Here is a 26,015-nt window from a genome sequence, read left to right on the forward strand (position 1 = left end):
AAGGTTGCACCTTTACAAAAAATTATTCCCGAAGGGTGACGATTCCCTTGATTCCATTAATACTGATTGTGCCCTCTTTGCTCTCACCATACGTAGCTTGGATTTTTCTTAGCTTTTTTCCCTTATCGAGCATATCAGATTTCACATTTTCAAAAGACTTCGGTAAGCGCACCACGCCCTGTTCCAAGGTGGCATCAAAGCGATGCGAAAAATCGGTGACGGTCAAGTTGATGTCCGACGATTCCTGCTCAATGACTATCTCGGTTTCAGGCCCAATGATCTGTGCTACCCTAAAATCAGCGATTTTCATGGTCAGATCCACATCTTGGGTCAGGCGTTCTAAGTTTAGGGTACTGAATTTTAGGCTCCCATAGATCGTGCCTACTTCGGTTACCACAATGTCATCTTTATTGGAGTAGATTTCCAAGGCGTTTACCGTACCCATTTTCATTTCCATACCATCACTGTTCAATCGTAGGCTCTTGGAATTTTCCATGTCCAATTCCCCATTTTTCAAGTTTAGACTGGCATAGTCCAGATCTCTGGCGCGCACTTTTCCAAATTTTAAGATGATGTCGGCCTTGTTCAAGTCTTCACCTAACCAAAGGTCGCCGTGTTCGATCAAGGTGTTCAATTCACCGCTCCAATCTTCAATGAGCACATCGCCAAAGCGATTGGTCACTTTAAGCCCTGCTTTGTTGGGCATGAACACCTCATAATCTATTTGCACCCGGCTACGGTCAAAGTCAATGGGATTGGTGCGATTGAAGAAATCGGCGAACCAGCCCGTATTTTTATTGGAAATTTCAGAGGTAATGGAAACATAGCCACTACTTGACTTGATTATGGGATCGATACGCCCCAACAAATCTCTGGCGTTATCCCGCTTGCGGTGGTTTACCCTGATATCGATTTTGACGGAAACCCTATCCTGCTCCCATCCGGTCACGGAAATATTTCCATATTTATTTTCCAGTTCAAGTTCACCCGCATTCGTGAGCGGAAAACTTCGTTCCACGGTTTTCGATACCCTTTCCTGGGCGGTACTTACGTGCACCGATAATGACACCAAGGCCATCCACAGGAGTATTTTATAAGGTGTAGCCATAATCTTCATCTGGTTTTTTAGTATCGTTCAGCTGTTGCAATAAATTCTCAATGAGCTCAATTCGCTTCTTGTAATTGGCCACTATGGCCTCTAGCACGCGCTCATTGTCAAGGTTGTTCCGCATTTCTTCGCGAAGGGTCTCATATTCAGCATCTAGTTCGTCCATGAAGGACAAAAACTCGGCTTTATCCATCTCAGAAAGATTGGGACTGTTCCGTACCAATTGCACTTGGTACGAAACCAGGTTTTTGTAGTGCATATCGATTTCCAACAGTTCTTTGGAGACGTATTGGGTATCGGTGGTTCCGCCCCTGTAAACAGACAAGCCGATAAAACTGGCAATGCCCAACAACAGCACTATACTGGCAGCGATACGAAGCATGGGCCGTTTCCAAAGCGGAATCACTTTGGGTTCTGACTGTTCAAGTGCTGCAGAGATATTGGCCCAAAGTTTGGCACGATCTGCTTTGTGCTCATCGAACTGGGCGGTGTTTTCCCTAATATGCTTTTCAAAATTGTCCATTACAATTCGCTTATGATTTTCAATAATTTCTTTTTTGACCGGTGGTACTGCGATTTTGACGTATTGCTCGAGATTCCCAAAATCTCTCCGATTTCCACATGGTCATAGCCTTCGATCAAATACAGATTGATGATCTGCTGATAGCCCTCTGGCAGTTTTGCAATGCCTAACTTCACCTTCTGTACATCAACGGCATCCGCTTCCACTGGTTCCTCATCGGCCAGATAAAACTCGTGTGCTTCCATGGGCACAACGGGCACCCGTTTGGCCTTGAGGTGGTTGATGCTCTTGTTGATGACGATCCGTTTGAGCCATCCCCCAAAACTGCTTTCATACTTAAAGGTGTGCAGCTTTTTAAAGGCATCTACAAAACTGTCTTGCACAATGTCTTCGGCATCTTCTTTGTTCCCCAAAAACCGCATCCCTACGTTGAACATGGCATCTACGTACAGGCTATACAGCTCGTATTGCGAACTGGCATTGCCCATCTTGCATTGCTCGACCAGGTTTTGATGTGTAAAGCGAATGTCGGTTTCCAACGATTAAAGGTTGATGTGCTGTAGTTAAAGACAATCACAAAAGTAAAGGGTTGCACTTAGGGAGGAAAAAGTTGGAAGTTCAAAGTTAAAAGTTCGGAATACGAATTTAAAATTTGACTGTTAATTATATGGAATGGACATAATGGGTCAAAGGAAGGAGTGGTCGAGAGATTTTTAGATATCGTACATTTGTAATAAACGATTCACAATGCGCATACGTACCGAAATTTCGAGCAAGTACATCAATGAAACGGATCAAGAGGTGGCCAAAATCGCCAATGCCCTGGCACATCCCGTACGCGTGGCCTTGGTACGTTACTTGTCTGAAAAGAACAATGGGCGAGGGGTTGACAATGTTACCTGCAACAAGGATCTGGTGAACATGTTCGAGTATTCACAATCGACCATATCACAGCATGTCAAAATTTTAAAGGAAGCGGGACTCTTTCTTACCGAACAGCATGATAAGTTCGTCCATTACGAATTGAACTATCAACTGTTAGAGAAATTTGCGGTCACAGTAGGTGCGTTAAAAGGGTGACCTTTCCAAAGATGTCAATTCGAGTGATTTTGAGTGATTGCTGAGCTTGTCGAAGCGGAGCGAAAGATCGTATCGAGAATGTGTTCTGAGCCAAAATCCTTGTTTTCGATACACCCCGACCTGTGGTCGGGGCACTCAAACTGACGGATTTTGACATGACATGTCTGTCCATTGTGAATTAAACCAACAGCTAAAATGTCAATTCGAGTGATTTTGAGTGATTGCTGAGCTTGTCGAAGCGGAGCGAAAAATCGTATCGAGAATGTGTTCTGGTCCAAAATCCTTGTTTTCGATACACCCCGACCTGTGGTCGGGACACTCAAACTGACGGATTTTAGCGTGAAGGGTATTGAGCTATGGGATCGATACACACAAACGAGCAAGTTTTAAAAAGATTTGTTTTTCTAAACGGATTTACTAAATTCGTATATCGTTAATAGGCGATATATAAATTTATAAAATCCACCTCCCATGAAAAAAGTGCTGCTTCTTCTGCTTCTAGTACCTAGTGTTCGACCCTATGCGCAATCGCTCCATCCGTTAGAGCCCGCCAAGAATCATTATGCAAAATTGCAACAATTGGATGCCCGACCCAATGCGGAGCGCGCTGATATGGACCGAATTTCCTTTACGCCCAATCAGTACCGCTCGTCAGCGCTGTCGTACCTCTTGATGGCCCCAGCTTATTTGAACCAAAATCAGGTAGAAGCACTAAAAAATGCCATGGCCTTTCCGGCCAACAGTTCAGATCAGACCAAAGCCGAACTGGAATTCCTTCTGGAATGGCAAAACAAGCGTACTCCCGCCCAAGTGGAACGTAGCTCACAAGTGTTGGCACCCATCGGCTATTGGCCGCATGTTGACGTGAAAAAAGACCATGAGCGTTACGATAAGAATGTAAAAGACCTCATGTTCGAGGGTAGGGAAGTGCTGGGCGAACACTGCACGGCGGCCAACTACCCGGCCACCTTTAAACTGTTGCAAGGTGTGACCAAAGACATGCGCATCATGGAGTTTACCGTAAAATACCATCTGCTGCGTGCCCGACCCTATGTATTGGAACCCAAACTACAACCCTTGGCCATCATGGGGTCGCCTTCGTTTGCCAGTGGGCATACCCTTTGGGCGTATATCCAAGCTTTTGTATGGAGCGAGTTGGTGCCTGAAAAACGACCACAATTTTTGGCCCTGGCCTATGAGATAGGGGAGTCCCGTGAAATTATGGGCATTCATTACCCCAGTGATGAAGAAGCGGCCCAGGTATTGGCGCATGACATGCTGACTGCTATGTGGACCAACCCCAAGTTTCAGGAAGATTTAAGGGCGGCAAAGGGGGAGTGGGAATAGAACGTCCTTATAAATACAACCAAACCAATTTTCAATAAACAACCTCTAATTCTTCCTTCATGCAACCCTTCCTTTTTTGATTTGTCTCTGGTGGTGTAAAATGTATAACAACCATCAAAAATCAGAAAATGAACAAACGTGTAGTTTTAAGTCCAGCAATCCCGCAAATACCTTGGTTGCTCGGACTTTATTTTTGCGGCTGCCTGTTGGCCTATGGTCAGACCAGCCACACCATTAGCGGTACCATTACCGACAAAAGCAATGGGGAGACCCTCTTTGGGGCTTCCGTATTCCTCACCGGCACCACTATCGGTGGGGTCACCAACGAATATGGGTTTTATTCCATCACCGCCCCAGAGGGGGAATACGTGCTCAATATCTCGTACATGGGCTATACCGATGTGAACCTCAAGATTCAATTGAACGAGGACATCAAGCGAGATGTGGAGATTTCCGAATTTTCCACCGAACTCGATGAAGTGGTGGTCACCGCCGAAGAACCTGAACGGGCCCTATTGCGCAAACCCGAGATGAGCGTGGTAAAGATGAACGTGGGCACCATCAAACAGACCCCCGTCGTCTTGGGCGAAGTGGACGTGCTAAAGAGCCTACAGCTCTTGCCCGGGGTCACCAACAACGGTGAGGGTACGGGCGGCTTTCACGTACGTGGGGGCGCGCAGGACCAAAACCTGGTCTTGCTCGATGAGGCCATTATCTACAACACCTCGCATATGTTCGGGTTCTTTTCGGTCTTTAATGCCGATGCCATCAAAGATGTAAAACTTTACAAAGGGGGCATTCCCGCACGCTTCGGCGGTCGGGTCTCCTCGGTATTGGACATCCGCCAAAAAGACGGCAACAGCAAGAACTTTGCGATGACCGGCGGCATTGGGCTGATATCCAGTCGATTGACGGCCGAGGGTCCCGTTTTTGGGGATAAGGGCTCCTTTTTGATTGCCGGGCGCCGCTCATATGTCGATTTGATCTTGGCCGCAGCAGGGGAAGACAACCGGGTCTCCTTTTACGATTTGAACCTCAAGACGAATTACAGCATCAACCGGAACAACAAACTTTTTTTGAGCGGTTATTTTGGTCGTGATGCCTTTGACTTTGCAGGTATTTTTGAGAACAGCTACGGCAACGGTTCGGGCAACCTGCGCTGGAACCATATTTTTAACGACCGACTGTTCTCTAACCTATCGGCTATCGTGAGTCGGTATGACTATGATCTGAACTTTGACCAAGATGATTTTGAATGGGTATCGTCCATCACCAACTACAACCTGAAATACGATTTAAAATATTATCTGAACGACAAGTTTTCGTTAGATTTTGGACTTAACGGCATCTATTACGATTTTGATCCGGGACAGGTGCAGCCCACTTCGGAAAGCTCTCCCGTGAATCCCTTGCAACTAGACCAAAAGCGGGCCTTGGAAGGCGGGGCCTATATCAATGCCGAGCACAAGTTGACCGATAAATTGACGGCCCAATACGGTCTGCGGTACAGTGCTTTTTCACGCTTGGGCGGACAACCCATTACGGAATATGCCAACGGACAGCCCGTGGTCTATAATGCCACCTTGGGCATTTACGAAAGGGGAGAGGCCATTGGCGAGACCGATTTCGCCCGAAGCGAGTCCATCAAAACCTACGGCAACCTTGAGCCTCGAATATCCGTGGCCTACCTCTTGAACGAGGATGCCTCCATAAAAGTGGGGTTTTCGCGGGCCGCACAGTACATTCATTTGTTGAGCAATACCTCTTCGGTCACGCCCTTGGACGTGTGGACCCCCAGTGGGCCCTTTATCGAGCCACAGTTGTCGAATCAGTACGCTTTGGGCTACTTCCGCAATTTCTTGAACAAGGAATACTCCTTGGAGGTGGAGGCTTATTATAAAACGGTAGACAATCGTATCGACTATATCGATGGGTCTGAACTTATTGGCCAGAATACCATTGAGACCGAAATTTTGAACGGCGAGATGCGGGCCTATGGATTGGAACTCTTGCTTCGCAAAAATGAGGGCGACCTGACGGGTTGGATCGCCTATACGCTTTCCAAATCAGAACAGCGCACTCTAGGGGGCAGCGCCGGTGGCCCGGGCATCAATGAGGGAGATTGGTATAATACCTTCTTTGACCGCACCCACGACCTCTCCGTTTCGGGAAATTATCGTTTGAACGACCAATGGAGCTTTGGCGCCAACATGATCTTTCAGACTGGTAGGCCCGTGACCTATCCAAACGGTCAGTATTTATACGAAGACTTGTCCATCGCCAGCTATGCGCCTAGAAATTCAGACCGCTTGCCCGCGTATCACCGTGTAGATGTTGCCATGACCTATAAACCCAGAAAATACCAAAACAAACGCTTTAAAGGCGAGTGGGTGTTGAGTGTGTACAACCTGTACCATCGAAAGAACGCCGCTGCCATTTCTTTTGGGCAAAATCTCGAAACCGGGGCAAACGAAGCCACCCGTACGGCCATTTTTGGCATTGTACCCTCATTGACCTACAACTTTAAATTTTAAACAGATGAAATCAATCAGAAAATATACTAACCTAGTGACCAAAAATTTGTTTGGTCTAGTGTCGGCCATCCGCAGAAATATCGATAAGCGAATTACAAAGTTTCAAAAATTCGCTTTTCGATACAATTCCGAGTCATCGGAATCACTCGAAGTTACGAATTTTTGCCCCCGTTTGGCAATGGTATTTTTACTACTAGTGACACTGGCTTCCTGTACTGACGTGGTGGATGTGGAAGTGCAAGACGGTCCGGAACGTTTGGTGGTGGAAGCCTCTTTGGATTGGGAAAAGGGAACCACGGGCAATGTACAGACCATCCGATTACGGAAATCCACCCCATTTTTTGATACCAATAGCATTACCGATGTCATGGGCGCTTCGGTGGTGGTCACCAACGATACCAGTGGGGCGCAATTTGTTTTTGCCGACCAGAACAATGGGGAGTATCGAACCAATAGCTTTCAACCGGTTTTGGGACAATCATATTCCCTGCGAATTGAGTACAACGGTGAGGTATTTACCGCACAGGAAACCATGATGCCGGTAACGGAGATCACCGATGTGTTTCAAGCTCGCGAAGAAGGTTTTGATTCCGAAATTCTGGAGGTACACGTGGTGTTCACCGATCCCGAAACCGAGGGAGACCACTACCTTTTCAAATTTCAACGCCAGGGCGATTTACTACCCGATCTCGAAGTGGCCGAAGATGAATTTGTGAACGGTAATGAAATTGATTGGTGGTATGAAATCGAAGATGAAGATGATGTTGACCCATTTGAACCCGGCGATGTGGTCGACATTGAAATGTACGGTATCTCGAGAGCGTATTACGATTACATCAAGATTCTGGCCGACCAATTGGGAGGTGTGGGCATCTTTGAAACTACGCCCGTTGCGGTACGCGGCAATTGTATCAATGAGACCAATTCCGACAACTATGCCTTTGGGTATTTTAGGTTGACCGAAGTGGATAAGACCAGCTACACTTTTGTGGAAGAGCAGTAAAGTGTTAAGTACGAGGTAGGAAGTATGAGGTTGGAAGTATGAGGTTGGAAGTACGTGGTACGAGTTTAGAGGTACGAGGTAGGAAGTATGAAGTTGGAAGTATGAGGTTGGAAGTACGAGGTTGGAAGTACGAGGTTGGAAGTACGAGGTACGAGTTTAGAGGTACGAGGTAGGAAGTATGAAGTTGGAAGTGCGAGGTTGGAAGTGCAAGGTATGAGGAGGAATCCCATCAAAATAGATTTCTCGTCGCTCTCCCAATAGGTATCGAGATCGCACACTCGAAATGACAGTCTTTTAAAATCAAGCTTTGGTTGGTTTGATGTGTGAAAGTGTCGGGTTGCTAGCGCCCGGCACTTTTTTGGTCAAAAACTGAAAGTTACAGGTCAAACGGAAGTTATGGAGCACTATCAGTTCGAGTGTCCTTCGAAGTAGGATGTCATGAGAATTTTTATTACCACCACACCACAAATAGCTTTTCAATTCCCCCAGAAGGGTTCCTTGCCCAAACCATTGGGGCATTTTCCCTGACCATTCGCAAGTTGACCTCTAGTAAGGTTTCATAATGATTTTGCCAAACAACCTCATGGTGTGGCGTGATTACCCATTCCAATTTTTTTGGAATGTAATACTGTGCATTACGAAAATCTGTTGAATCAAAATCGTCAAAGCGTATCCATTTTCCGGAAATGCAGTTGGTGTTCAATGGCCTAATATATGCGGTATCTTCAAGATAAGGAACAAAAAGTTGGGCTTTAAAACAGCATTGTTGTTCAATCTCCAATGAATCGATATTTATGGATGTCCAATACGATGACAAGCTATCATGAAAAAGAAGCGGCAGTTGTCTTTCTTTCAATTTATCAAGCTTGGTATAGAACATATCACGTTTGTTGGGGCCCATTAAACGATAGATGGGCTCTGAAATATCAGGATTGATGATATAGAACTTATAGGCCAACTCTACGTGGATGAACTTTTGTGAGGCCCTATTCTTTAATATGAAATCAAGCTCACCGACCCTTGTTTTGCCTTCTTCGACAAGCAAATTATTGAAAACAACCTCGTATTCTTTTGAAGAGGAAATCAAATGGCCGAAGACATGCTCCATTTGATGTCCCAGCCTAAGATTTTCAGGTAGCTCAAAGTTTGTACGGGACCCCATGTCCAACTTTGGAAATTCAAATTGCCTAAGGCCAAATTGTTGGTTGGTCCAAAGGGGTGGCGTATGGTAAAAACCTTTCAACAACTGTCCATTCATTGCACAAGCTTAAACGAAAGCGTTAAGTTTTCTTAAAAAGAAAAACGGGCAAATTATTATGTCTTATTTTTATATAATGGCTATGAATTTAAGAAAAGGCTTTCGATTTACTTCTTACGAGGCTCCGGATCAAACACCTTTTGAAAAACTTTTCGAGATATTTCAAGAACTCATCACGCATACGTCGGGTGATTTCGATGAGGCTATTGATTGGTTGCGCGAACTTGACAAAGAGTATGAGTTGACCGATGATGATTACACTATCGATGACTTTATTGAAGACCTGAAAAGAAAAGGGTACATCCGTGAAGAGTTTGATCCCGATAGCTATCAAGAGTCGGGGGGCGAAACGGGTGATGGTGAAGAAGGCGAAGATGGTCAAGGCAGGGGAAAAATTTCAATCACCGCAAAATTGGAGCGCATGTTGCGGCAGCGCGCCCTTGATCAGATTTTTGGAAAACTCAAGCGTAGCGGTTCCGGCAACCATAGAACCGGAAAATCAGGAAGGGGAGACGAGCATACCGGTGATTTCAGGGAATATCGTTTTGGCGATACCCTAGAGAACATTTCGATGACCGAAAGCCTTAAAAATGCCCAGATCAATCATGGTATAGGCTCTTTTACACTTAACGAAAATGATTTGGTGGTCGAAGATACCCACCACAAGGCCCAGATGAGCACGGTATTGATGATCGATATCAGTCATAGTATGATCTTATACGGTGAAGACCGTATCACACCCGCCAAAAAAGTGGCCATGGCCCTTGCCGAATTGATTACGACCCGATACCCCAAAGACACGCTCGACATTCTGGTTTTCGGCAACGACGCATGGCCGATACCCATCAAAGACTTGCCGTATCTCAGGGTAGGACCCTACCATACGAATACCGTTGCGGGATTGCAACTGGCGATGGACATGCTTCGCCGCAAACGAAATACCAACAAGCAGATTTTTATGATCACCGATGGTAAACCGAGCTGTCTTCGGCTTCCTAATGGGGACTATTACAAAAATAGTGTGGGGCTTGATGATTATATAGTGGAAAAGTGTTATGCCATGGCACAACAGGCCAGAAAACTCCATATTCCCATCACCACCTTTATGATTGCGCAAGACCCTTATTTGATGCAGTTTGTACGTGAGTTTACCCAAGCGAACAAGGGAAAGGCATTTTATACCGGTCTAAAGGGATTGGGCGAGATGATCTTTGAAGATTACGAAAACAATAGAAGAAAACGAATAAAGGGATGATGTCAGTGAAAAGAATATTCGTCTCTACGCCATACTTTTGGCATATAAAAGACAGGCCAAAGTGAAGAAATCCAACCTTTTATGGACAATCGAGACAGTTGATGCCCTATGCCCGATATGTAGCTAAATACAGATAAAAATTGAAAAAGAAAGACACCTTTAATATGAACGCTAAAAAAATTGCAACCTTGGGAGACCTCAAAAAAATGGGGTACGAGAGCAAAAGCATAAAAGACGAACTTCGTGATAACTTGACCTGTAAGATCAAAAAAAAGGAACAGGTCTTTGAGGGAGTATGGGGATATGAAAACTCTGTCATTCCCGAGTTGGAAAGGGCCATTCTCTCTCGGCACAACATCAATCTTTTGGGTCTTAGGGGCCAGGCAAAAACAAGACTTGCACGTCTGATGGTCAAGTTACTTGATGAATATATTCCAGTTGTGGCAGGTTCTGAAATCAATGACGATCCCTTTAACCCCTTATCACGATATGCGAAAAGTTTGATAGAAGAAAAAGGAGACGATACACCGATCACGTGGTTGCACCGCGATGACCGTTTTTATGAAAAACTGGCCACCCCAGATGTGACCGTAGCCGATTTGATCGGTGATGTGGATCCCATCAAAGCGGCCAATCTAAAATTATCGTATGCAGATGATAGGGTCATTCACTTCGGAATGATTCCCAGGGCAAACCGTTGCATCTTTGTCATCAATGAACTGCCCGATCTTCAGGCGCGCATTCAAGTTTCCCTATTCAACATTCTACAAGAGGGCGATATTCAGATAAGGGGCTTTAAGCTAAGGCTCCCTCTCGATATGCAATTTATCTTTACCGCAAATCCGGAAGACTATACCAATAGGGGAAGTATCGTTACCCCGTTGAAAGACCGCATCGGTTCCCAAATTTTGACGCATTACCCAGAATCCATAGAAATTGCCAAAAAGATCACTATACAAGAGGCGAGGGCTGGGGAGATGCAGCATGAAATGGTATATGTGCCCGATTTGGCCTTTGAACTGTTGGAACAAATCGGTTTCGAGGCCCGGAAAAGCGAATATGTAGACGTAAAAAGCGGGGTCAGTGCACGAATGAGCATTACGGGTTATGAGAACCTATTGAGCACGGCCGAGCGCAGGGCTTTGTTGACAGGTGAAAAGAAAACCATGTTAAGGCTCAGCGACTTCATGGGTATGGTTCCATCTATCACGGGAAAGATAGAGCTCGTCTATGAAGGTGAACAAGAAGGGGCCGCTTTTGTGGCAGAGACCCTGATCGACGAGTCGGTAAAAACCCTCTTCCCCATGTATTTTTCAAGAATTGATAAATTGGAGCGAAAAGATGTTGAATCACCCTATGACGAACTGGTGGGCTGGTTTTTTGAAGAAGCTTCTTTCGAACTGCTCGATGAAGATACAGATGAGGTCTATCATGATAAATTGGATTCGATTGCACCCTTGAACGCACTCATCAAAAAATTCCAACCTGATTTTTCAAAACAAGACAGTTATTTTTTAAAGGAATTGTTGCTTTGGGGATTGGTGGCCCACAAGAAATTGAGTAAACACCGGTTTGAAAAGGGCTATCAACTTAAAGATCTCTACAGCAGCTATATCAAGGATTTATAGGAAAGAACCCCTATCGATTCCATGAGTTGATATCTTCATTGAGATAATCGATTCGATAGCTGCCTATTATCAATCTTCTGATAAGGAATATACCGATTGTCGTAGCAAGCAATAGAAAGTGCACTACCAAGAGGAAGATGCCCAATGGGAGAAAATATGGGGAGATCAAATGCTCGCTATACTCGCCTAGGCTCAACAAAGTGGAACAAGTTTCGATAACCTTATAAAAGTACAATAGGGCCAATGCATAGAGTACATATTCGAGGTTTCGCATGATCGTATCGGGATATTCAGACTCTGTGATTTTGAACCATACCACATAGAGAAAGACGAAGTGCGCCAAAGATATCAAGGCGAACAGATAACCATCCAATCTTAGAAAATAAAACTTGTTGGTGTACAGGCCATAAAAATTAAAAACAACGGTCAGCAGTAAGCATATTGCCGAGATAATTATTAAGGGTCTCCAATACGTTTTTAAAAAAGTGGACATTTCTATAAATGGTAAAATCTGGGTTCAATGCCTAAACGGAATCTGTAATGACATATTTTTGTAGAAAAGGCCATAATTCAATATTTGTTGTAAAAAGGCGTTTTGGCGATGTCATTTTCTTCTCATTGGGTACCATTTCATGAATGTGGCACTTCGCCAGAGCCATTCGAGCGGTCCGTATCGAAACCTCTTTAACCACCATTTGCTGAACCATACCTGAAGGGTAATCACCAGTATCGCCAATAAGAAGACGTAGCTGTTTCGAACTTGTGCCAGATACCCCAATCCCCAACCATAAAAAATGGCCGTGCCCACTATGGTCTGTGCCACATAGTTTGTAAGGGCCATTCTGCCATAGGGGGCAAATTGCTGCAAGAACATATGGGGCTTTCGCTTTTTGTACAGAATGATGAAGACGGCAATGATGATGATGGTCATGGCGACATTGGCAAGGTCAAAAAGGGTAAGCCCGATCATGGCCAACCAATTATCGAACTGGGAATCAGGTCCTAGAGCGGCAAAAACCCCGATCATGCCGCCCACGGCCAAAACAAACATGATGAGGCCCGTAATCCACGATTTTTTGATAAGTGCTGACCGCTCCCGAAAGTTTTTGAACAGCCCTATCCTCCCTACCAGAAGGCCCATCAAGAAAAATGCAAAAGTCAAATACCCCCTTGAAAATATTCCGAATTGCGCTTCCATTTTGACCATGTGCCCTTCAATGGCATTTGACTGAAACACTGCTGGCAAAGAACCATTTTTTAGAAGTTCAAAATATTGCGCGGCTTTCTCACTGTCGGGCATAAAAGGCTCATTGAGAAAAAGAGGGTCTCCGTTCGTAAAAGAAAAAACGATATATCTGCCCAGCCCCAAAAATAACAGTGCCATGACGGCAATGACCCATTTTGACCTGATTTGATAAAACGGGATCAAAAGTACGCCACATAGGGCATAAATGGTCAATATATCACCACGGTAGAAAAGACTGTGTACATATCCGATGACCAGTAGAAGTATCAACCGCCAAAGAAAACGAGCGCTGAATGAGTTTCCTTTTTGGTCTGCATTGTCCATTTGTATGAAGAAGCTCAAACCGAATAAAAAAGAGAACAATGCAAAAAACTTTCCCCGAAAGAAAATGTTCACAAATGCGTTGGCAATTTGGTCTATGAGTCCAGGGTTCATACTTTCAACGGCCTCATTGGGAATTGGAGCGCCCGCAAAGTGTTCCAACATATGTGCAAATACGATTCCTGCCAAAGAAAAGCCCCTAAGGGCATCGATGATAGTGATACGTGGCGATTTAGGGGCAATGGTACCGGTTTCCATTCTTGGTCGTTTTCTGATTGGTTATTTAATTAGACAACCAAAAAAATCAATTGTTACACCGTATATGAGGAATTTGTCAAATTCCCTTACCCTATCATAGGTGAATGGTAATCCATGTTTTTTCGTATTTTGTCAAAAAGCGTTTAGATGCTTGATTGGCCATATATAGTTCTGATCGTAGTTGCTGTGTATATTCTGCTCAGCGTGGCACTTTATTTTCTTCAGGATTATTTTCTGTTCAAGCCAGAAAAGCTACCAAAAGAGTTCCAATTCCATTATGAGAACCAAGAGACCGAAGAATATAATATCGAGACCCGTGATGGGGCCACTATCAATGGGTTACGGTTCAAAGCGCAAAACCCCAAAGGTGTGGTCTTTTATCTTAAGGGAAACTCAAAGAGCATCAAAGGTTGGGGCAAGTTTGCGGTAGATTTTACCCGTCACGGGTATGATGTCATCATGGTCGATTATCGAGGCTTTGGCAAAAGCACGGGTCGCCGTACTCAAAAAGCCGTAAAACGGGATATGCAGGTAATCTATAACAAGCTCAAGGAAAAAGTATCTGAAAAGTACATCATTCTGTATGGTCGCTCACTGGGTTCGGGCTTCGCGACAAAGCTGGCCTCGATGAACAACCCCCGTATGCTGATCTTGGATGCCCCCTATTATAGTCTGAGCAAAGTGGCCAAAAAGTTCATTCCCTTCATGCCCTTGTCCCTACTTATCAAGTTTCCCATGCCCACACATAAATGGCTCAGATATGTTCAGTGCCCCATTCATATCATTCATGGTACCGATGACAGATTGATACCCTACAAAACCAGCGTAAAACTCTCAAAGATAAAATCTGAACAGACAACATTGCACACGGTGATCGGTGGCGGACATAAAGATTTGAACACCTTTGAATCGTATCATAAAATGTTAGGTGACATTATCAATTCGAAACCGAGAAGGGTCAGTTTAAAAGGTACGAGCATCGATGTAGGCGAAACCGCAAAAAAGGCAAATGTCAAAACTTAAAAAGATTGTACTTGGGCTACTCGCCTTTTTTATACTTTTAATGGCCATGTTGACCTACTTTCAAGAGAAACTCATCTTTTTGCCCACGAAACTTCCTCAGGATTTCAACTATGCTTTCGAAGAGGATTTTGAGGAATTTTTTCTCACGAACACAGATGGTGCCAGATTGAACGCATTGCACTTCAAGGCAAAAAACCCTAGGGGATTGATTCTTTACTTTCATGGAAATGCCGGAGATCTATCGCGTTGGGGAGAAATCGCTTCTTACTTTGTCAGCAAACAGTATGATATCATTGTCATGGACTACCGTACGTATGGTAAAAGTACGGGAAAGCTAAGTGAACGCGCACTTTACGGTGATGCACAGCTTTTTTACGACTATGCCAAAAAAAGCCATGACGAAAAAGATATCATTTTGTACGGCCGTTCATTGGGCAGTGCCATGGCAACTTATCTCTGTTCGCAAAACCAGCCCAAGAAACTGATTTTGGAAACCCCCTTTTATAGTTTGGCGGAAGTGGCCAAAGAACGCTTTCCCTTTTTGCCGGTTCAGTCGTTGATGCGCTATGGGTTTCCGTCATATCGATATATGAAAGATGCGAAATGCCCCGTTTTTATTTTTCACGGAACAGATGATGGGGTAGTGCCTTATGAATCTGGCAAAAGACTGTTCGAATACGTTCCGACAGAAACCAAGTACTTCTTTACCATTGAAGGGGGCGGCCACAATAATTTGATCGAGTTTGACGCATACCATGAAGGTATTGATTTCGTATTATTGACCGAAAAGTTCTGAAGAAAGGTAGCGATCACCACGGTCGCACACAATTGATACGATGGTACCCTCTTTGAGTTGTGCGGCCAATCGAAGAGCGATAGTGGCGGCACCACCACTGCTCATACCTGCAAAGATACCCTCTTCTTCAGCCAGTCTTTTGGTCATTTCAATGGCCTCGTCTTCGTTCACGTAGTGAATGTCATCGACCTTATCGGCATTGAAAATGCTCGGTATATATTCGGGTGACCATTTTCGAATACCGGGAATTTTTGAACCTTCCCTTGGTTGCACTCCGACGATTTGTACGGCCGTATTCTTTTCCTTTAGAAAAGTAGAAGTGCCGGTAATGGTACCGGTAGTGCCCATACTGCTGACAAAATGGGAGATCTTGCCATCGGTATCCGTCCAGATTTCAGGTCCGGTAGTATGGTAATGCGCTTTCCAATTGTCAGGGTTTCCAAATTGGTCAAGCATTTGATAACCTTGATTTTTGACCTTTTCTTCTACATAATCCCTTGAACCCTCGATACCTATATCGGCCGCTGTCAACGTAACCTTTGCGCCATAGGCCCGCATAGTCTGTACCCGTTCTTTGGTCGAGTTTTCGGGCATTACCAATTCGATATCCAACCCATAGATACCGGCGATCATGGCCAATGCAATTCCGGTATTGCCACTGGTAGCCTCGATAAGCTTGGTCTTTTGATCAAAATCACCCCTTTCGAGTCCACGTTTGATCATATTGTAAGCGGGACGGTCTTTGACACTCCCACCAGGATTTTGCCCTTCCAACTTAAAGAAAACCTTTACGTTTTTGTTACGGTTCAGCACTTTTGATTCCACCAAAGGCGTGTTGCCGATGAGGTCCAATATAGATTTAGGCATTTGAGGCGGTTTTGATTTTTATTTCAGGGTTATGAAAGACCGTTGAATTGGGCGGTACCGATTTTGTCAACCACGCATTGCCCCCGATGACCGAATTTTCGCCAATTACCGTATCTCCACCCAAAATGGAAGCGTTCGCATAAATGGTCACATTTGATTCAATAGTGGGGTGGCGTTTGGTCTTTTGCAAGTTTTTCGAGACATAGAGTGCGCCCAGGGTAACGCCCTGATATATTTTCACATTGTCTTTGATGACCGCCGTTTCACCAATAACAACACCCGTGGCATGGTCGATGAAGAACGACTTGCCGATTTGCGCACCTGGGTTAATATCGACACCGGTCTGTCGATGCGCATATTCGGTCATCAACCGCGGCACCAAAGGAAAACCCTCTTGGTACAATATATGGGCCAAACGATAGATGGCGATGGCGTAGAAACCGGGGTAGGCCATGTAGACTTCCTCAATCGATAGTGTGGCCGGGTCACCATTGACAATGGCCTCGGCATCCATATTCAGTTTTTCAAGGGTTTCGGGAAGTTGTTGCACATAGCGCTCCCAAATCTTGCTACAGGGCTTTTCGACTTCCCAACAGGCCAAGGTTACCAGTTCGTCGAACATGGTCTCTAAAAGGGGCAGATTTTCTTCTACAGGGGTTTTGATATCGAAAAGCGTGTAGAACAATTTGTCGGTAAACGCTTCCGTTTTTCTTTTTAACCTATAGTCTAAATAGGGTTGCTTTTTGTGCCGCTTCAATTCTGAAATGATTGCTTGCTTGTTCATCGCCGCGAATGTTTGTTTAAAAGTAGCCATATTGGCCACAGTTTCTAAGCAAAATGCTAACTTTAGCTAAAATATAACACATTAGTCGCGCAACGTGGAAAACCAAACGATACAGAAAGAAACTTTTGATTTTTTGAAAGAGCTGGGGCAGAACAATAATCGCGACTGGTTTACGGAACACAAGGATATTTTCAAATCACATGAGAAAAACGTCAAGGCTTTTTATGAATTGCTAAAGGAGCGTATGGGCCAGCATGACGATATTGAAAAGCTCAAGATGTTCAGAATTTATAGGGATGTCCGTTTTTCTTCTGACAAGACACCTTATAAGGCCCATTTTGCGGGTTCATTTTCAAGACTGGGCGCCCATCTACGAGGAGGATATTACCTTCAGTTGAAGCCAGGGGAAACTTTTATTGCAACCGGATTTTGGCAACCCAACAAAGAAGATCTGTTCAGAATCAGAAAAGAACTTGAGATGGATGCGGCACCTTTCAGGAAGGTGATAAACGCAAGCCCCTTCAAGAAAATATGGGGAAGTCTCGAGGGCGAAGAGGTGAAAACGGCCCCAAAAGGTTTTGATAAGGAGCATCCCGATATCGACTTGATCAAAAAGAAACAGTTCATCTTTGTCAAAAACTTTTCTGACAAAGAGGTATTTGCCCCAACATTTTTGGATGAAGTCAATGACTCTTTTCTGGCCATCAGGCCCTATTTCGACCTTATGAGCGAAATTTTGACCACTAATCTCAATGGCGAATCGCTATTGCGCTAGCACTTCTACCTGCAATAGCTGTACCTGATCTTTCAAACGCTCGATGACCATATTCATCATACGCTTGTTCAAGGCCGATGAATTTTTGATGTATTCTAGGTATTCTTCACAGGTGAATTGACCGATGACCATTCCTTTTAGGGAGTTTCTGAATTTGATGTCCCGTTGAATCGAATTCTCTATATAATGAAACCGCTCTTCCCCAGAAAGCTCATAAAAACGGCCCTTATGCTTGTTTATGTAATTCTTGAAAACTTCGACGAAAAGGTTGTTCTGAAACTTGATGATGGGTCTTAAGGTCTCGTTTTGAAAGCGCTCTTCATCACCAATGGTGGTGCGTAGCACTGCGGATTGAACCTCAGGACGGATGCCCTTGAGATTTTTGGTCCGTGGATCCATGATGTAAGGTTTGAATAAAATTACATATTCATCATTTCATGGGTTGGATGGCCATGATTACTTTTCAACGGGGTTATAAACAAAAAAAGTCGCCCAAAACGAGCGACTTTTCAGTAGTTGAGTTAGTGTTTATTTGCTACCTAAAAACTCTTCAAAGCTCTTCAATTCAATGGATTGTTTTTTCAGGTACTTTGATTTCAATTTTGAAAAATCATCTTTGGCTTTTGAAAAGCGTTCAGAAACCACTTTGAGGTTTTGCATATCATCAGGTGTCGGCGCATCATAGCTGGCGGCCACTTTGCTATAAAGATCGGCCATCTTTTCACGTAATTGTGGTTCGGCCGCACCCACGTAATTGTCGCCAGTGGTGATGACCAAAGTTTCTTTCAACGCATTGAGTTTTGAAACCGTTTTTTTGTCACCGCTCTCTTCGGCACTGGCCACAAGTGCATCCAATTCGTACACAAGAAAAGCAAGGTCTTGGGTCATGTCATAAAGCTTCATTGTAGTGACGTTCTTCAATTCCCTTTCTTGATCGTTCAGCCCTGTATTTTCATCGTAAACCAACTCGAAGGTATGCTCAAAAGTTTCTTTTCCTTTGGTCATGACGGCCGTATACGTGCCTGCAGCGACATTGGGTGCCGTGAAGCCACCGAAAGTAAAGGTCTTTCCCGTGGCAATTTTGGGCTGTTTCAATTTATGGTTCCATTCCACAACATTGATGCCCTTTGACTTGCTAGGGGGGATGGTCGCAACCACTCTGCCCTCTGCATTCTTGATCTCCATGGCCATTTTGCCAAAAGTGTGCCTTTTCTTGAGGAAATAGATCAAACGAACGTTCTTCGAGCGATTGGGCCCCACGAATTGCGTCTCATTGCCAAAATTGCCAGAAAAAGTGGTGGTTTCATCGATGACCGTTGAAGGGGTCTCAAAGAAATGTACCGTTTTGTTCAATACGTCATCATTGATTTCCCGTAAGGGGGAGATATCATCGATGATAATGACACCTCGACCATGGGTGCCCATCACGAGGTCACCGGTCTTTTTTTGCAGATCGATGAAGTGAATGGCCACGGCAGGCATATTATTGGTGAACTTTTTCCAGTTTTTACCACCATCTAAAGTAATGTAGAGTCCGAATTCGGTGCCCAAGAACAACAGGTAAGGATTCACATAATCTTCTTGAATGTTGCGCGCAAAGCCCACCACATCATCAGAAATGATATTTGTCCACGTTTTTCCGAAATCAGTGGTCTTATAGGCATAGGGTTTTTTATCGTTCTGTGTATGCCCATCGAACACGGCATAGGCGGTACCCCTGTCGAAAGAACTGGCCTCGATATGATAGCACCATGTGTTTTTTGGCAGGCCTGAGATGTTTTCAATGGTGTTTGTCCATGTTTTGCCACCATCTTGGGTCACCTGTACATTGCCGTCATCTGTGCCCACCCAAATCACATTTTCGTCTAAGGTCGATTCGGCTATCGTAAAGATGGTGGTATGGTTTTCGGCACCTGAATTATCTTTTGAGAGGCCGCCCGAATCTTCTTGATTCTGTTTGGCTGGATCGTTTGTGGTCAAATCTGGTGAGATGATTTCCCAGGTGTCGCCCATATCTTCCGATTTGTGCAAATACTGGCTTCCCATATAGAACCTATCAGGTTGGTGAATGCTGACGGCCATGGGGGTATTCCAATTAAAACGCAATTTCTGGTCATCAGAAGTGGGCAAGGGTTGAATGGTCTTTACCAAATCTTTGTCAACATCGACCCGCCAAACGTTCTCGGCACCCTGCATTTCAGAATAAATGATGTTTTTGGTAGGATGTTTCAATACCCTGAACCCATCTCCGAAGCCTACAGAATTCCAATCTCTTGCCTCAACACCTCCGGGAGAGGAAGAAGGCCCCCACCAAGAACCATTGTCTTGCAGCCCCCCATAGACATTGTAGGGCTCTGCATCATCAACACTTATATGATAGAACTGTGAGAGCGGCAGGTTTTCAACAATTTCCATGGTAGTGCCTCCGTCCCAAGTGCGGTAAACACCACCATCTGTACCCACGTACATGATATCGGAATCATCAATGCTGAACGCAAAATCGTGAATGTCTGCGTGCATATTGCCCAAGTTCTTAAAGGTTTTGCCACCATCACGTGAAATGGAGCCCAACAGACCTCCCTTGACCACAACATCTTCATTTTTTGGGTCAACCACAATTCTCGAGAAATAGAACGGCCGCACCGTGATGCCGAAATCGTTGTTCAACTGTTTCCAAGACGCTCCTGCATCATCACTACGATAGAGTCCCTTGCGCTCGTCTTTTTCTGCTTCAATGACCGTGTAGAGCACTTTCGGATTGGTCTTTGCCACGGCAATGGCCAAACGTCCCAAATTACCCTCTGGGAAACCGTTATGGATTTTATTCCATGTTTTCCCACCGTCTTCGGACTTGTAAAGTGCACTGTTTTCGCCCCCTGATTCAAAAGACCATGCGGTACGCCTAAACTCCCACATCGAAGCATATAGCACATTGGGGTCACCCGGGTCCATGGCCAGATCGGCACAGCCCGTTTTAGGGTTTATGTAGAGTAATTTTTCCCAGGTTTGACCCCCATCGGTCGATTTGAATACACCGCGTTCTTCACTATCGCCCCACAAGGCACCAAGTACCCCTACATAGATTTCTTGTGAGTTTTGGGGATTTACGATGATGTTAGCGATACGTTCTGAATTTTCAAACCCGATTTTTTTCCAGTTCGAACCGCCATCTACCGACTTATAGAGCCCATCACCTACAGAAACACTGTTTCGTGTCCATGTTTCGCCCGTGCCCACATAAATGGTGTTGTCAGGATCGTTCGGGTCTAGTTCAACGGCCCCAATCGATTGGCAATAGTCATCAAATATCGGATTGAAGGTAGTGCCGGCATCTTTTGATTTCCAAACACCGCCACCTGCGGTTCCCGCATAGATGACACGGCTGTTGGTCGGGTGTGCCTCCATATCGTTGATCCGACCACTCATAAGTGCCGGGCCAATATGGCGGGCCTTGAGGTCACCGAATAGTTCTTTTCCCTTGATATCTGCCAAGGTCTGCTGTGCCTGTAGCGATAGCCCCCCGATGAACAGTGTCACCAGGATACTAAAAATCTTTCCTTTCATTATAGGGTTGAGTTGCGTGAATGTTACTTTTTCTCTTCTGCAATTTCTTCGGGAAAGGCAAATTCAGCGTCATCTACCGTTGGGTTGAGTTCAACATTGTCCATTGTCATGCTGAACATCAAGTTTCCGTCTACATATTGTGAAGTCGAGAAAGGAAAGTATAGCCCTTCTACCTCTTGGTAATCGCTCATGATGGTTTTGGCGGTTTTGCCCTTTGCAGGGCCCTCCCTAACAACTGATTCTACTGCAATGGGCACGTAGTTTTCGGTATCAAAGTAATAGAACGAAACATCGTCTTCTTGAACACCATCAACGGTAATGGGCTCTTTTACCAATTTGATCTTAAAGGTTTCGGCACCATCCATGGTTTCGTTGCCCAAGAGCTCAACGGTATAGCCCTTTTCTTTGTAGTCAACAAAAGAATCGGGAAAATCATTGGTGTTCAATTTAAAATTGGCTGTTTGCTCAGCATCGCTTTTCTCGGCTTTCATGGTCATGAAATTGGTGTTCCATAATATCTCACCATCAAAAACACCTTGCTTGATTTTCTTACCTTGAAAGGTGAAAGAGAACATTTGCCTGCCATCTTTAAGCTGCAAGACCGTAAAGGGAAACTCGAACCCTTGCTGACTGGCATTTCCCTCAAGCTTCATGCCCTCGAGCTGTTTGAAGTTTTCAAGACCACCAATATTTTCAAAATATGTACTGATGATTTCATCTGCAGTTTGCGCTTGCGCCGGAGCTGCCAATGCTAACGCAACTACAAAAGTTAAGATTTTGATCGTTTTCATTTTCAGAGATTTAGATTTGAATTAACTTGTTAGTATCAACTATACGAAATATGTTACAAGGTATTTATTAATAATCACTTTTGTCTCAAATTGTGCCCCTTTTTGCGGATATTTTTTCAGTATATTTATTGGATAAAACGCTGCCATGAAATTTGGAAAAGTAGAGCGCCCAGAGCTGGTCGATTTCACTTTACCGCTCGATAATCCGATGACCGATGTGGTTTTGTCAAGAACGGCCAATACCGAACCGTTGAGCACTTATGTAGGCTGTGCAAAATGGAACCGACAAGACCTGAAGAATTTCTATCCAAGGGGAACAAAAGATGAATTGACCTATTACTCGAGCCAATTCAATAGTATCGAGCTTAATGCTACGTTTTACAGAATTTTTCCTGCCGAACAATATGAAAAATGGTATGACAAGACGCCATCGAATTTCAAGTTCTTTCCAAAGATTACCAATGAGATAAGCCATCTGCGAAGGTTGAACGAAAGGGTCTATGAAACGGTTGACCGTTATTTGGAAGTCACTTCATTATTGAAGGAAAAGTTGGGCACTATTTTTCTTCAAATGCACAACAATTTTTCACCAAAAGATTTTGATAGGGTGGTTCGCTTTGTAGACTACTGGCCCAAAGAATTTTCACTTGCCATAGAGTTTAGGCACACCGATTGGTTCAATGATGAAAAAGCGGCCCAAGAGCTTTATCATCTGCTTGAAGAAAACAATATGGCCAATGTGCTTGTCGATACTGCGGGCCGTAGAGACCTGTTGCATATGCGATTGACCAATGATGAGGCATTTGTTCGTTATGTAGGTGCCAACCACGAATCAGATTATGAACGGCTTGATGATTGGGTAGATCGACTTGTTCAATGGAAAGGGCAGGGGCTTCGTAACATTCATTTCTTTGTACACCAGAACCTTGAACTTGAGTCTCCGTTGCTCTCAGCGTATTTTATCGACAACTGTAACAAAATGTTGGGGTCAGACTTACAGATACCCAAAACCCTGGGCGGTGAAAAATCGACGCTTTTCAGTAACTAGCACCGACTTCTACAAACGTATTTTTTTCGTGAAATCGTGGGGCCAGTGGAGCGGCCATACAACAGGTAGAACCCAAGTAAAAAATTGACAGTTCTTGCAGCTTCTCTACGGTACTGCCAACTTTGATGTTCTTGCCCAGTTCAATGGTGCCTACCGCCGGACCACCTACTATCGAAAGATACCATACCCTGCCCATTTCATCGGTGATGTCAATGTTATAGCGTTCATTTCTGAATGCGGGCAGTGATGGATTTTGCTTATAGATCCAAGGTCTTAGTACCACTAAGTCACCGGGCACATGTTGAATACGGCTTATGGTGCCCGAAATAGGTGAATGTATGCGATGATAGTTTTTGTTGTGCAAGAATACATTGGTGAAGACATGCTCTTTGGGAATGAGGTCTTTTTCAACTCCGAATATTACGTCTATTCGCCGTGTATCACTTTTGACTTTTGACTCTTGTAGGCCATCTACATGTCCCATATCGCAGAGCAGTCCCTCGCAGGGCCATACCCACGGACTAGGATTATCGGGCATCACCTTGAACTCACGCGTGAAAAAATCTTGAAAATTATCATAGGCCTCTTTGCCCATGGGCGGTTTGAACTTGTCTAAGTATGTCTTATCAGAATAGTTCAACCACAGATACGGACTGATAATGTATTTCGAAAATCTCTTTTGATAGAGCGTCGTGTATGCGGTAGAAATTTTTCGCTGTAAATGACTGGGTAATGCACCCCAAACATCCACAGATAAAAATCTGTAGAATCTTGCCCTCCAAGAGGGTACTTTAAAAACGGTAAAGGTCGGATCTGAATAATAATTGTTTATAGCTTCCACTTTGGTTAGACAGTTCGTTTTTGTTAATTGACGTTCTCAATTTATTTTTTTATCGAATTAGTGCCCAATCAATTAAGAAAACTTTATTTAAAGCTTAACAAACTTTATAAATAGTGAAATATGTCGTGTTAGGTACTCAGGTTTTTTAATCGGATATGATTTGCCCTTACCTTTGCACCAAAATTGTCAGCAATGAGATTTCACTCCCGAAAATGGGTAAAGCCTGAAGACTTAAATGCCAATGGAACACTTTTTGGCGGCCGGGTACTGTCATGGATCGATGAGCAAGCCGTCATCTATGCCATAATACAGCTTGAAAATAAACGGGTTGTCACCAAATACATGTCAGAGATCAATTTCATGAGCTCTGCCGTTGAGGGCGATATCATCGAACTGGGGATCGAGGTGGTCAAATTCGGAAAATCTTCTTTAAACTTAAACTGTGAGGTACGTAACAAGATGACCTTAGAGACCATTTTGACCGTTGATAACATTATTTTGGTGAATTTGGATGAGAAAGGAAAACCGTCACCCCATGGCAAAACAAAGGTAGAGTACGTCGAAGATCGATTGGCCGGTCAAGAAAACTAGATAGGTTAGCCTGGGTTGGTCTGAATTTCTTTGGCCACTGTTTGTACCTCGTCAAGCACGCGCAAAAGGTTGCCGCCCCATAACTTCGAAATAGCTTCCCTGTTGTAGCCCCTTTTCACCAATTCTATAGTAACATTTTGGGTTTCAGAGGCATCTGACCAGCCTTCGATGCCCCCACCACCATCAAAGTCAGAGCTGATACCCACGTGGTCAATGCCGATCAAATCGACCATATAGTCAATGTGGTCGACAAAGTCTGAAACATCTACGGCTGCAGGGGCATTCGGATTTTTAGCGGCCAAATCTTTTGAAATAGTTACCACCTTGCGGTAATTATCGATAAAGGCCTCTCTCTGGGCCGCGGTCAATTGACTGAATTGTGAACGTTCAAACCATTCGATGTTCAATGAATCGGCAACTTTTTTATAGATCTCTTTCATGTACGCTGAACGTGCTTCATGTTTCTCGGCGTTCAAGTAAGCACCTAAAGCCACGGTCTGTACCACGCCACCATTTTCTTTCATGAGCAATAATTGCTCGTCATCAAGATTTCTACTATGGTCGCAAAGTGCCCTTGCCGAAGAATGTGATGCAATGATCGGGGCTTTTGAAAGGGCGACCATTTGTTTCATCGCTTCTTTTGAAGGATGCGAAACATCAATCATTATTCCTAGTCTATTCAACTCATTTACAGCACTTTCACCCAATTCACTTAAACCATTATGTAACCATTCGCCATTTTCCTCACCCGTATTCGAGTCGCAAAATTGGCTGTGCCCATTATGGGAAAGTGATACATAGCGCGCCCCCATCTCATGGTATTTCTCGAAGTTTGAAAGGTCTTCCCCAGCGGGGTAAGCGTTTTCAACGCCTATCATGGCTACCAACTTGCCCTTGGCATTGATATTATTGACATCTTCTGGGTTCAGGGCCAATTCTATTTGTTCGGGCGCATATTCTTCACAAAGCCTGTGAATGGCTGCGAACTTGGCCATCGCGTTGGCCTCGGCCCTGGCATAGCCCTCGGTGTTTAGCGAATCTTGCCCTGTATAGACGATAAGCCAGACAACATCCAATTCGCCTTCCTTCATTTTGGGCAGGTCGAGCTGGGTTTTCAGTCTTTGGGTGTAGTTGATACTATCGGTAAAGTTTTTCACATTGATGTCGACATGGGTATCAATGGTAATGACTCTTTGATGTATCTCTTTTGCCTTTTTCACCAAATCATCTTCTTGTTTTTTTGGTTTTTCGGCACATGAGGCCAAAAGAAAAAAGGCAATTAAAAAATAGTGAACTCGCAACTTGAAAAATTTTACACCTACAAATAAAGCGAATTGACAACAAAATTGCGAAACCACATAACAAATAATTGTC

General features: G+C 44.3%; 24 protein-coding genes. 11 read left to right on the plus strand and 13 right to left on the minus strand.

Annotated elements, in window-relative coordinates; all coding sequences use genetic code 11:
• Positions 1-22: 22 nt before the first annotated feature.
• Genes L0P89_RS15055 through L0P89_RS15065 form a run of 3 tightly spaced genes read right to left on the minus strand, consistent with a single transcriptional unit; the run spans position 23 to position 2,170 of the window.
• Positions 23-1,108: a hypothetical protein gene (locus tag L0P89_RS15055; RefSeq protein WP_235265938.1), complete on the minus strand. Its 1,086-nt coding sequence runs from the start codon at positions 1,106-1,108 to the stop codon at positions 23-25.
• Complete coding sequence (locus L0P89_RS15060; protein WP_235265939.1) at positions 1,092-1,631, minus strand: hypothetical protein; 540 nt, start codon at positions 1,629-1,631, stop codon at positions 1,092-1,094. The genes L0P89_RS15055 and L0P89_RS15060 overlap by 17 nt, the downstream gene beginning before the upstream one ends.
• On the minus strand, positions 1,631-2,170 hold the full coding sequence (locus tag L0P89_RS15065) for an RNA polymerase sigma factor (RefSeq protein ID WP_235265940.1): 540 nt from the start codon (positions 2,168-2,170) through the stop codon (positions 1,631-1,633). The genes L0P89_RS15060 and L0P89_RS15065 overlap by 1 nt, the downstream gene beginning before the upstream one ends.
• Positions 2,171-2,378: 208 nt before the next feature.
• Between L0P89_RS15065 and L0P89_RS15070 the strand changes: the two genes are divergently transcribed.
• The 4 genes from L0P89_RS15070 to L0P89_RS15085 all read left to right on the plus strand — a co-directional run bounded on the left by L0P89_RS15070 (position 2,379) and on the right by L0P89_RS15085 (position 7,595).
• Positions 2,379-2,711, plus strand: a complete 333-nt coding sequence (locus tag L0P89_RS15070; protein WP_235265941.1) for an ArsR/SmtB family transcription factor — start codon at positions 2,379-2,381, stop codon at positions 2,709-2,711.
• Between the two features lie 471 nt (positions 2,712-3,182).
• Entirely contained in the window at positions 3,183-4,058 is an 876-nt protein-coding gene (locus tag L0P89_RS15075; protein WP_235265942.1) for a phosphatase PAP2 family protein, read from the plus strand.
• A 128-nt stretch (positions 4,059-4,186) separates the two neighbouring features.
• A complete protein-coding gene (locus L0P89_RS15080) occupies positions 4,187-6,592 on the plus strand; it encodes a TonB-dependent receptor (protein ID WP_235265943.1) in 2,406 nt (801 codons plus the stop codon).
• Between the two features lie 178 nt (positions 6,593-6,770).
• Entirely contained in the window at positions 6,771-7,595 is an 825-nt protein-coding gene (locus L0P89_RS15085; protein WP_235265944.1) for a DUF4249 family protein, read from the plus strand.
• A 451-nt stretch (positions 7,596-8,046) separates the two neighbouring features.
• On the opposite strand, the gene L0P89_RS15090 is transcribed toward L0P89_RS15085, so the two are convergent.
• On the minus strand, positions 8,047-8,853 hold the full coding sequence (locus L0P89_RS15090) for a DUF1853 family protein (protein ID WP_235265945.1): 807 nt from the start codon (positions 8,851-8,853) through the stop codon (positions 8,047-8,049).
• 76 nt (positions 8,854-8,929) lie between these two features.
• Here L0P89_RS15090 and L0P89_RS15095 point away from each other — a divergent pair, with 76 nt between their 5' ends.
• On the plus strand, positions 8,930-10,108 hold the full coding sequence (locus L0P89_RS15095; RefSeq protein ID WP_235265946.1) for a vWA domain-containing protein: 1,179 nt from the start codon (positions 8,930-8,932) through the stop codon (positions 10,106-10,108).
• A gap of 164 nt (positions 10,109-10,272) precedes the next feature.
• Entirely contained in the window at positions 10,273-11,736 is a 1,464-nt protein-coding gene (locus L0P89_RS15100) for an AAA family ATPase (protein ID WP_235268056.1), read from the plus strand.
• Between the two features lie 10 nt (positions 11,737-11,746).
• Here L0P89_RS15100 and L0P89_RS15105 read toward each other — a convergent pair whose 3' ends face one another.
• The gene (locus tag L0P89_RS15105) at positions 11,747-12,229 is read right to left on the minus strand and encodes a hypothetical protein (RefSeq protein WP_235265947.1); all 483 of its coding nucleotides are present in this window, start codon (positions 12,227-12,229) and stop codon (positions 11,747-11,749) included.
• A 111-nt stretch (positions 12,230-12,340) separates the two neighbouring features.
• Positions 12,341-13,561, minus strand: coding sequence for a DUF418 domain-containing protein (locus L0P89_RS15110; RefSeq protein WP_235265948.1), 1,221 nt, complete (start codon positions 13,559-13,561; stop codon positions 12,341-12,343).
• Between the two features lie 147 nt (positions 13,562-13,708).
• On the opposite strand from L0P89_RS15110, the gene L0P89_RS15115 reads away from it, so the two are divergent.
• On the plus strand, positions 13,709-14,584 hold the full coding sequence (locus tag L0P89_RS15115; protein WP_235265949.1) for an alpha/beta hydrolase: 876 nt from the start codon (positions 13,709-13,711) through the stop codon (positions 14,582-14,584).
• Positions 14,571-15,380 carry an alpha/beta hydrolase gene (locus L0P89_RS15120; RefSeq protein WP_235265950.1) on the plus strand — a complete coding sequence of 270 codons (810 nt, stop codon included), beginning with the start codon at positions 14,571-14,573 and terminating at the stop codon, positions 15,378-15,380. The genes L0P89_RS15115 and L0P89_RS15120 overlap by 14 nt, the downstream gene beginning before the upstream one ends.
• Here the strand turns inward: L0P89_RS15120 and cysM are convergent.
• Both cysM and epsC read right to left on the minus strand, forming a co-directional pair.
• Positions 15,360-16,247, minus strand: a complete 888-nt coding sequence (gene cysM, locus L0P89_RS15125; protein WP_235265951.1) for a cysteine synthase CysM — start codon at positions 16,245-16,247, stop codon at positions 15,360-15,362. The genes L0P89_RS15120 and cysM overlap by 21 nt on opposite strands.
• On the minus strand, positions 16,240-17,031 hold the full coding sequence (epsC, locus tag L0P89_RS15130) for a serine O-acetyltransferase EpsC (protein WP_235265952.1): 792 nt from the start codon (positions 17,029-17,031) through the stop codon (positions 16,240-16,242). Before epsC ends, cysM begins: the two co-directional genes overlap by 8 nt.
• Before the next feature lie 94 nt (positions 17,032-17,125).
• Between epsC and L0P89_RS15135 the strand changes: the two genes are divergently transcribed.
• Complete coding sequence (locus L0P89_RS15135) at positions 17,126-17,806, plus strand: DUF2461 domain-containing protein (RefSeq protein WP_235265953.1); 681 nt, start codon at positions 17,126-17,128, stop codon at positions 17,804-17,806.
• Here the strand turns inward: L0P89_RS15135 and L0P89_RS15140 are convergent.
• From L0P89_RS15140 to L0P89_RS15150, 3 genes are all read right to left on the minus strand, one after another.
• A complete protein-coding gene (locus L0P89_RS15140) occupies positions 17,795-18,205 on the minus strand; it encodes a glyoxalase (RefSeq protein ID WP_235265954.1) in 411 nt (136 codons plus the stop codon). The genes L0P89_RS15135 and L0P89_RS15140 overlap by 12 nt on opposite strands.
• A 129-nt stretch (positions 18,206-18,334) precedes the next feature.
• The gene (locus L0P89_RS15145; protein WP_235265955.1) at positions 18,335-21,370 is read right to left on the minus strand and encodes a WD40/YVTN/BNR-like repeat-containing protein; all 3,036 of its coding nucleotides are present in this window, start codon (positions 21,368-21,370) and stop codon (positions 18,335-18,337) included.
• A 23-nt stretch (positions 21,371-21,393) separates the two neighbouring features.
• Positions 21,394-22,161: an outer membrane lipoprotein-sorting protein gene (locus L0P89_RS15150; RefSeq protein WP_235265956.1), complete on the minus strand. Its 768-nt coding sequence runs from the start codon at positions 22,159-22,161 to the stop codon at positions 21,394-21,396.
• 145 nt (positions 22,162-22,306) lie between these two features.
• Between L0P89_RS15150 and L0P89_RS15155 the strand changes: the two genes are divergently transcribed.
• Complete coding sequence (locus L0P89_RS15155; protein ID WP_235265957.1) at positions 22,307-23,209, plus strand: DUF72 domain-containing protein; 903 nt, start codon at positions 22,307-22,309, stop codon at positions 23,207-23,209.
• Here the strand turns inward: L0P89_RS15155 and L0P89_RS15160 are convergent.
• Positions 23,199-24,050, minus strand: coding sequence for a phosphatidylserine decarboxylase (locus L0P89_RS15160; protein WP_235265958.1), 852 nt, complete (start codon positions 24,048-24,050; stop codon positions 23,199-23,201). The genes L0P89_RS15155 and L0P89_RS15160 overlap by 11 nt on opposite strands.
• A 192-nt stretch (positions 24,051-24,242) precedes the next feature.
• On the opposite strand from L0P89_RS15160, the gene L0P89_RS15165 reads away from it, so the two are divergent.
• Positions 24,243-24,641 (plus strand): acyl-CoA thioesterase, encoded by a 399-nt coding sequence (locus L0P89_RS15165; RefSeq protein WP_235265959.1) that lies wholly within the window; start codon positions 24,243-24,245, stop codon positions 24,639-24,641.
• A gap of 5 nt (positions 24,642-24,646) precedes the next feature.
• On the opposite strand, the gene L0P89_RS15170 is transcribed toward L0P89_RS15165, so the two are convergent.
• Positions 24,647-25,942, minus strand: a complete 1,296-nt coding sequence (locus L0P89_RS15170) for a dipeptidase (RefSeq protein ID WP_235265960.1) — start codon at positions 25,940-25,942, stop codon at positions 24,647-24,649.
• Between the last annotated feature and the right edge of the window lie 73 nt (positions 25,943-26,015).

It is taken from the genome of Muricauda sp. SCSIO 65647 (assembly GCF_021534965.1).
Lineage (GTDB): Bacteria > Bacteroidota > Bacteroidia > Flavobacteriales > Flavobacteriaceae > Flagellimonas_A.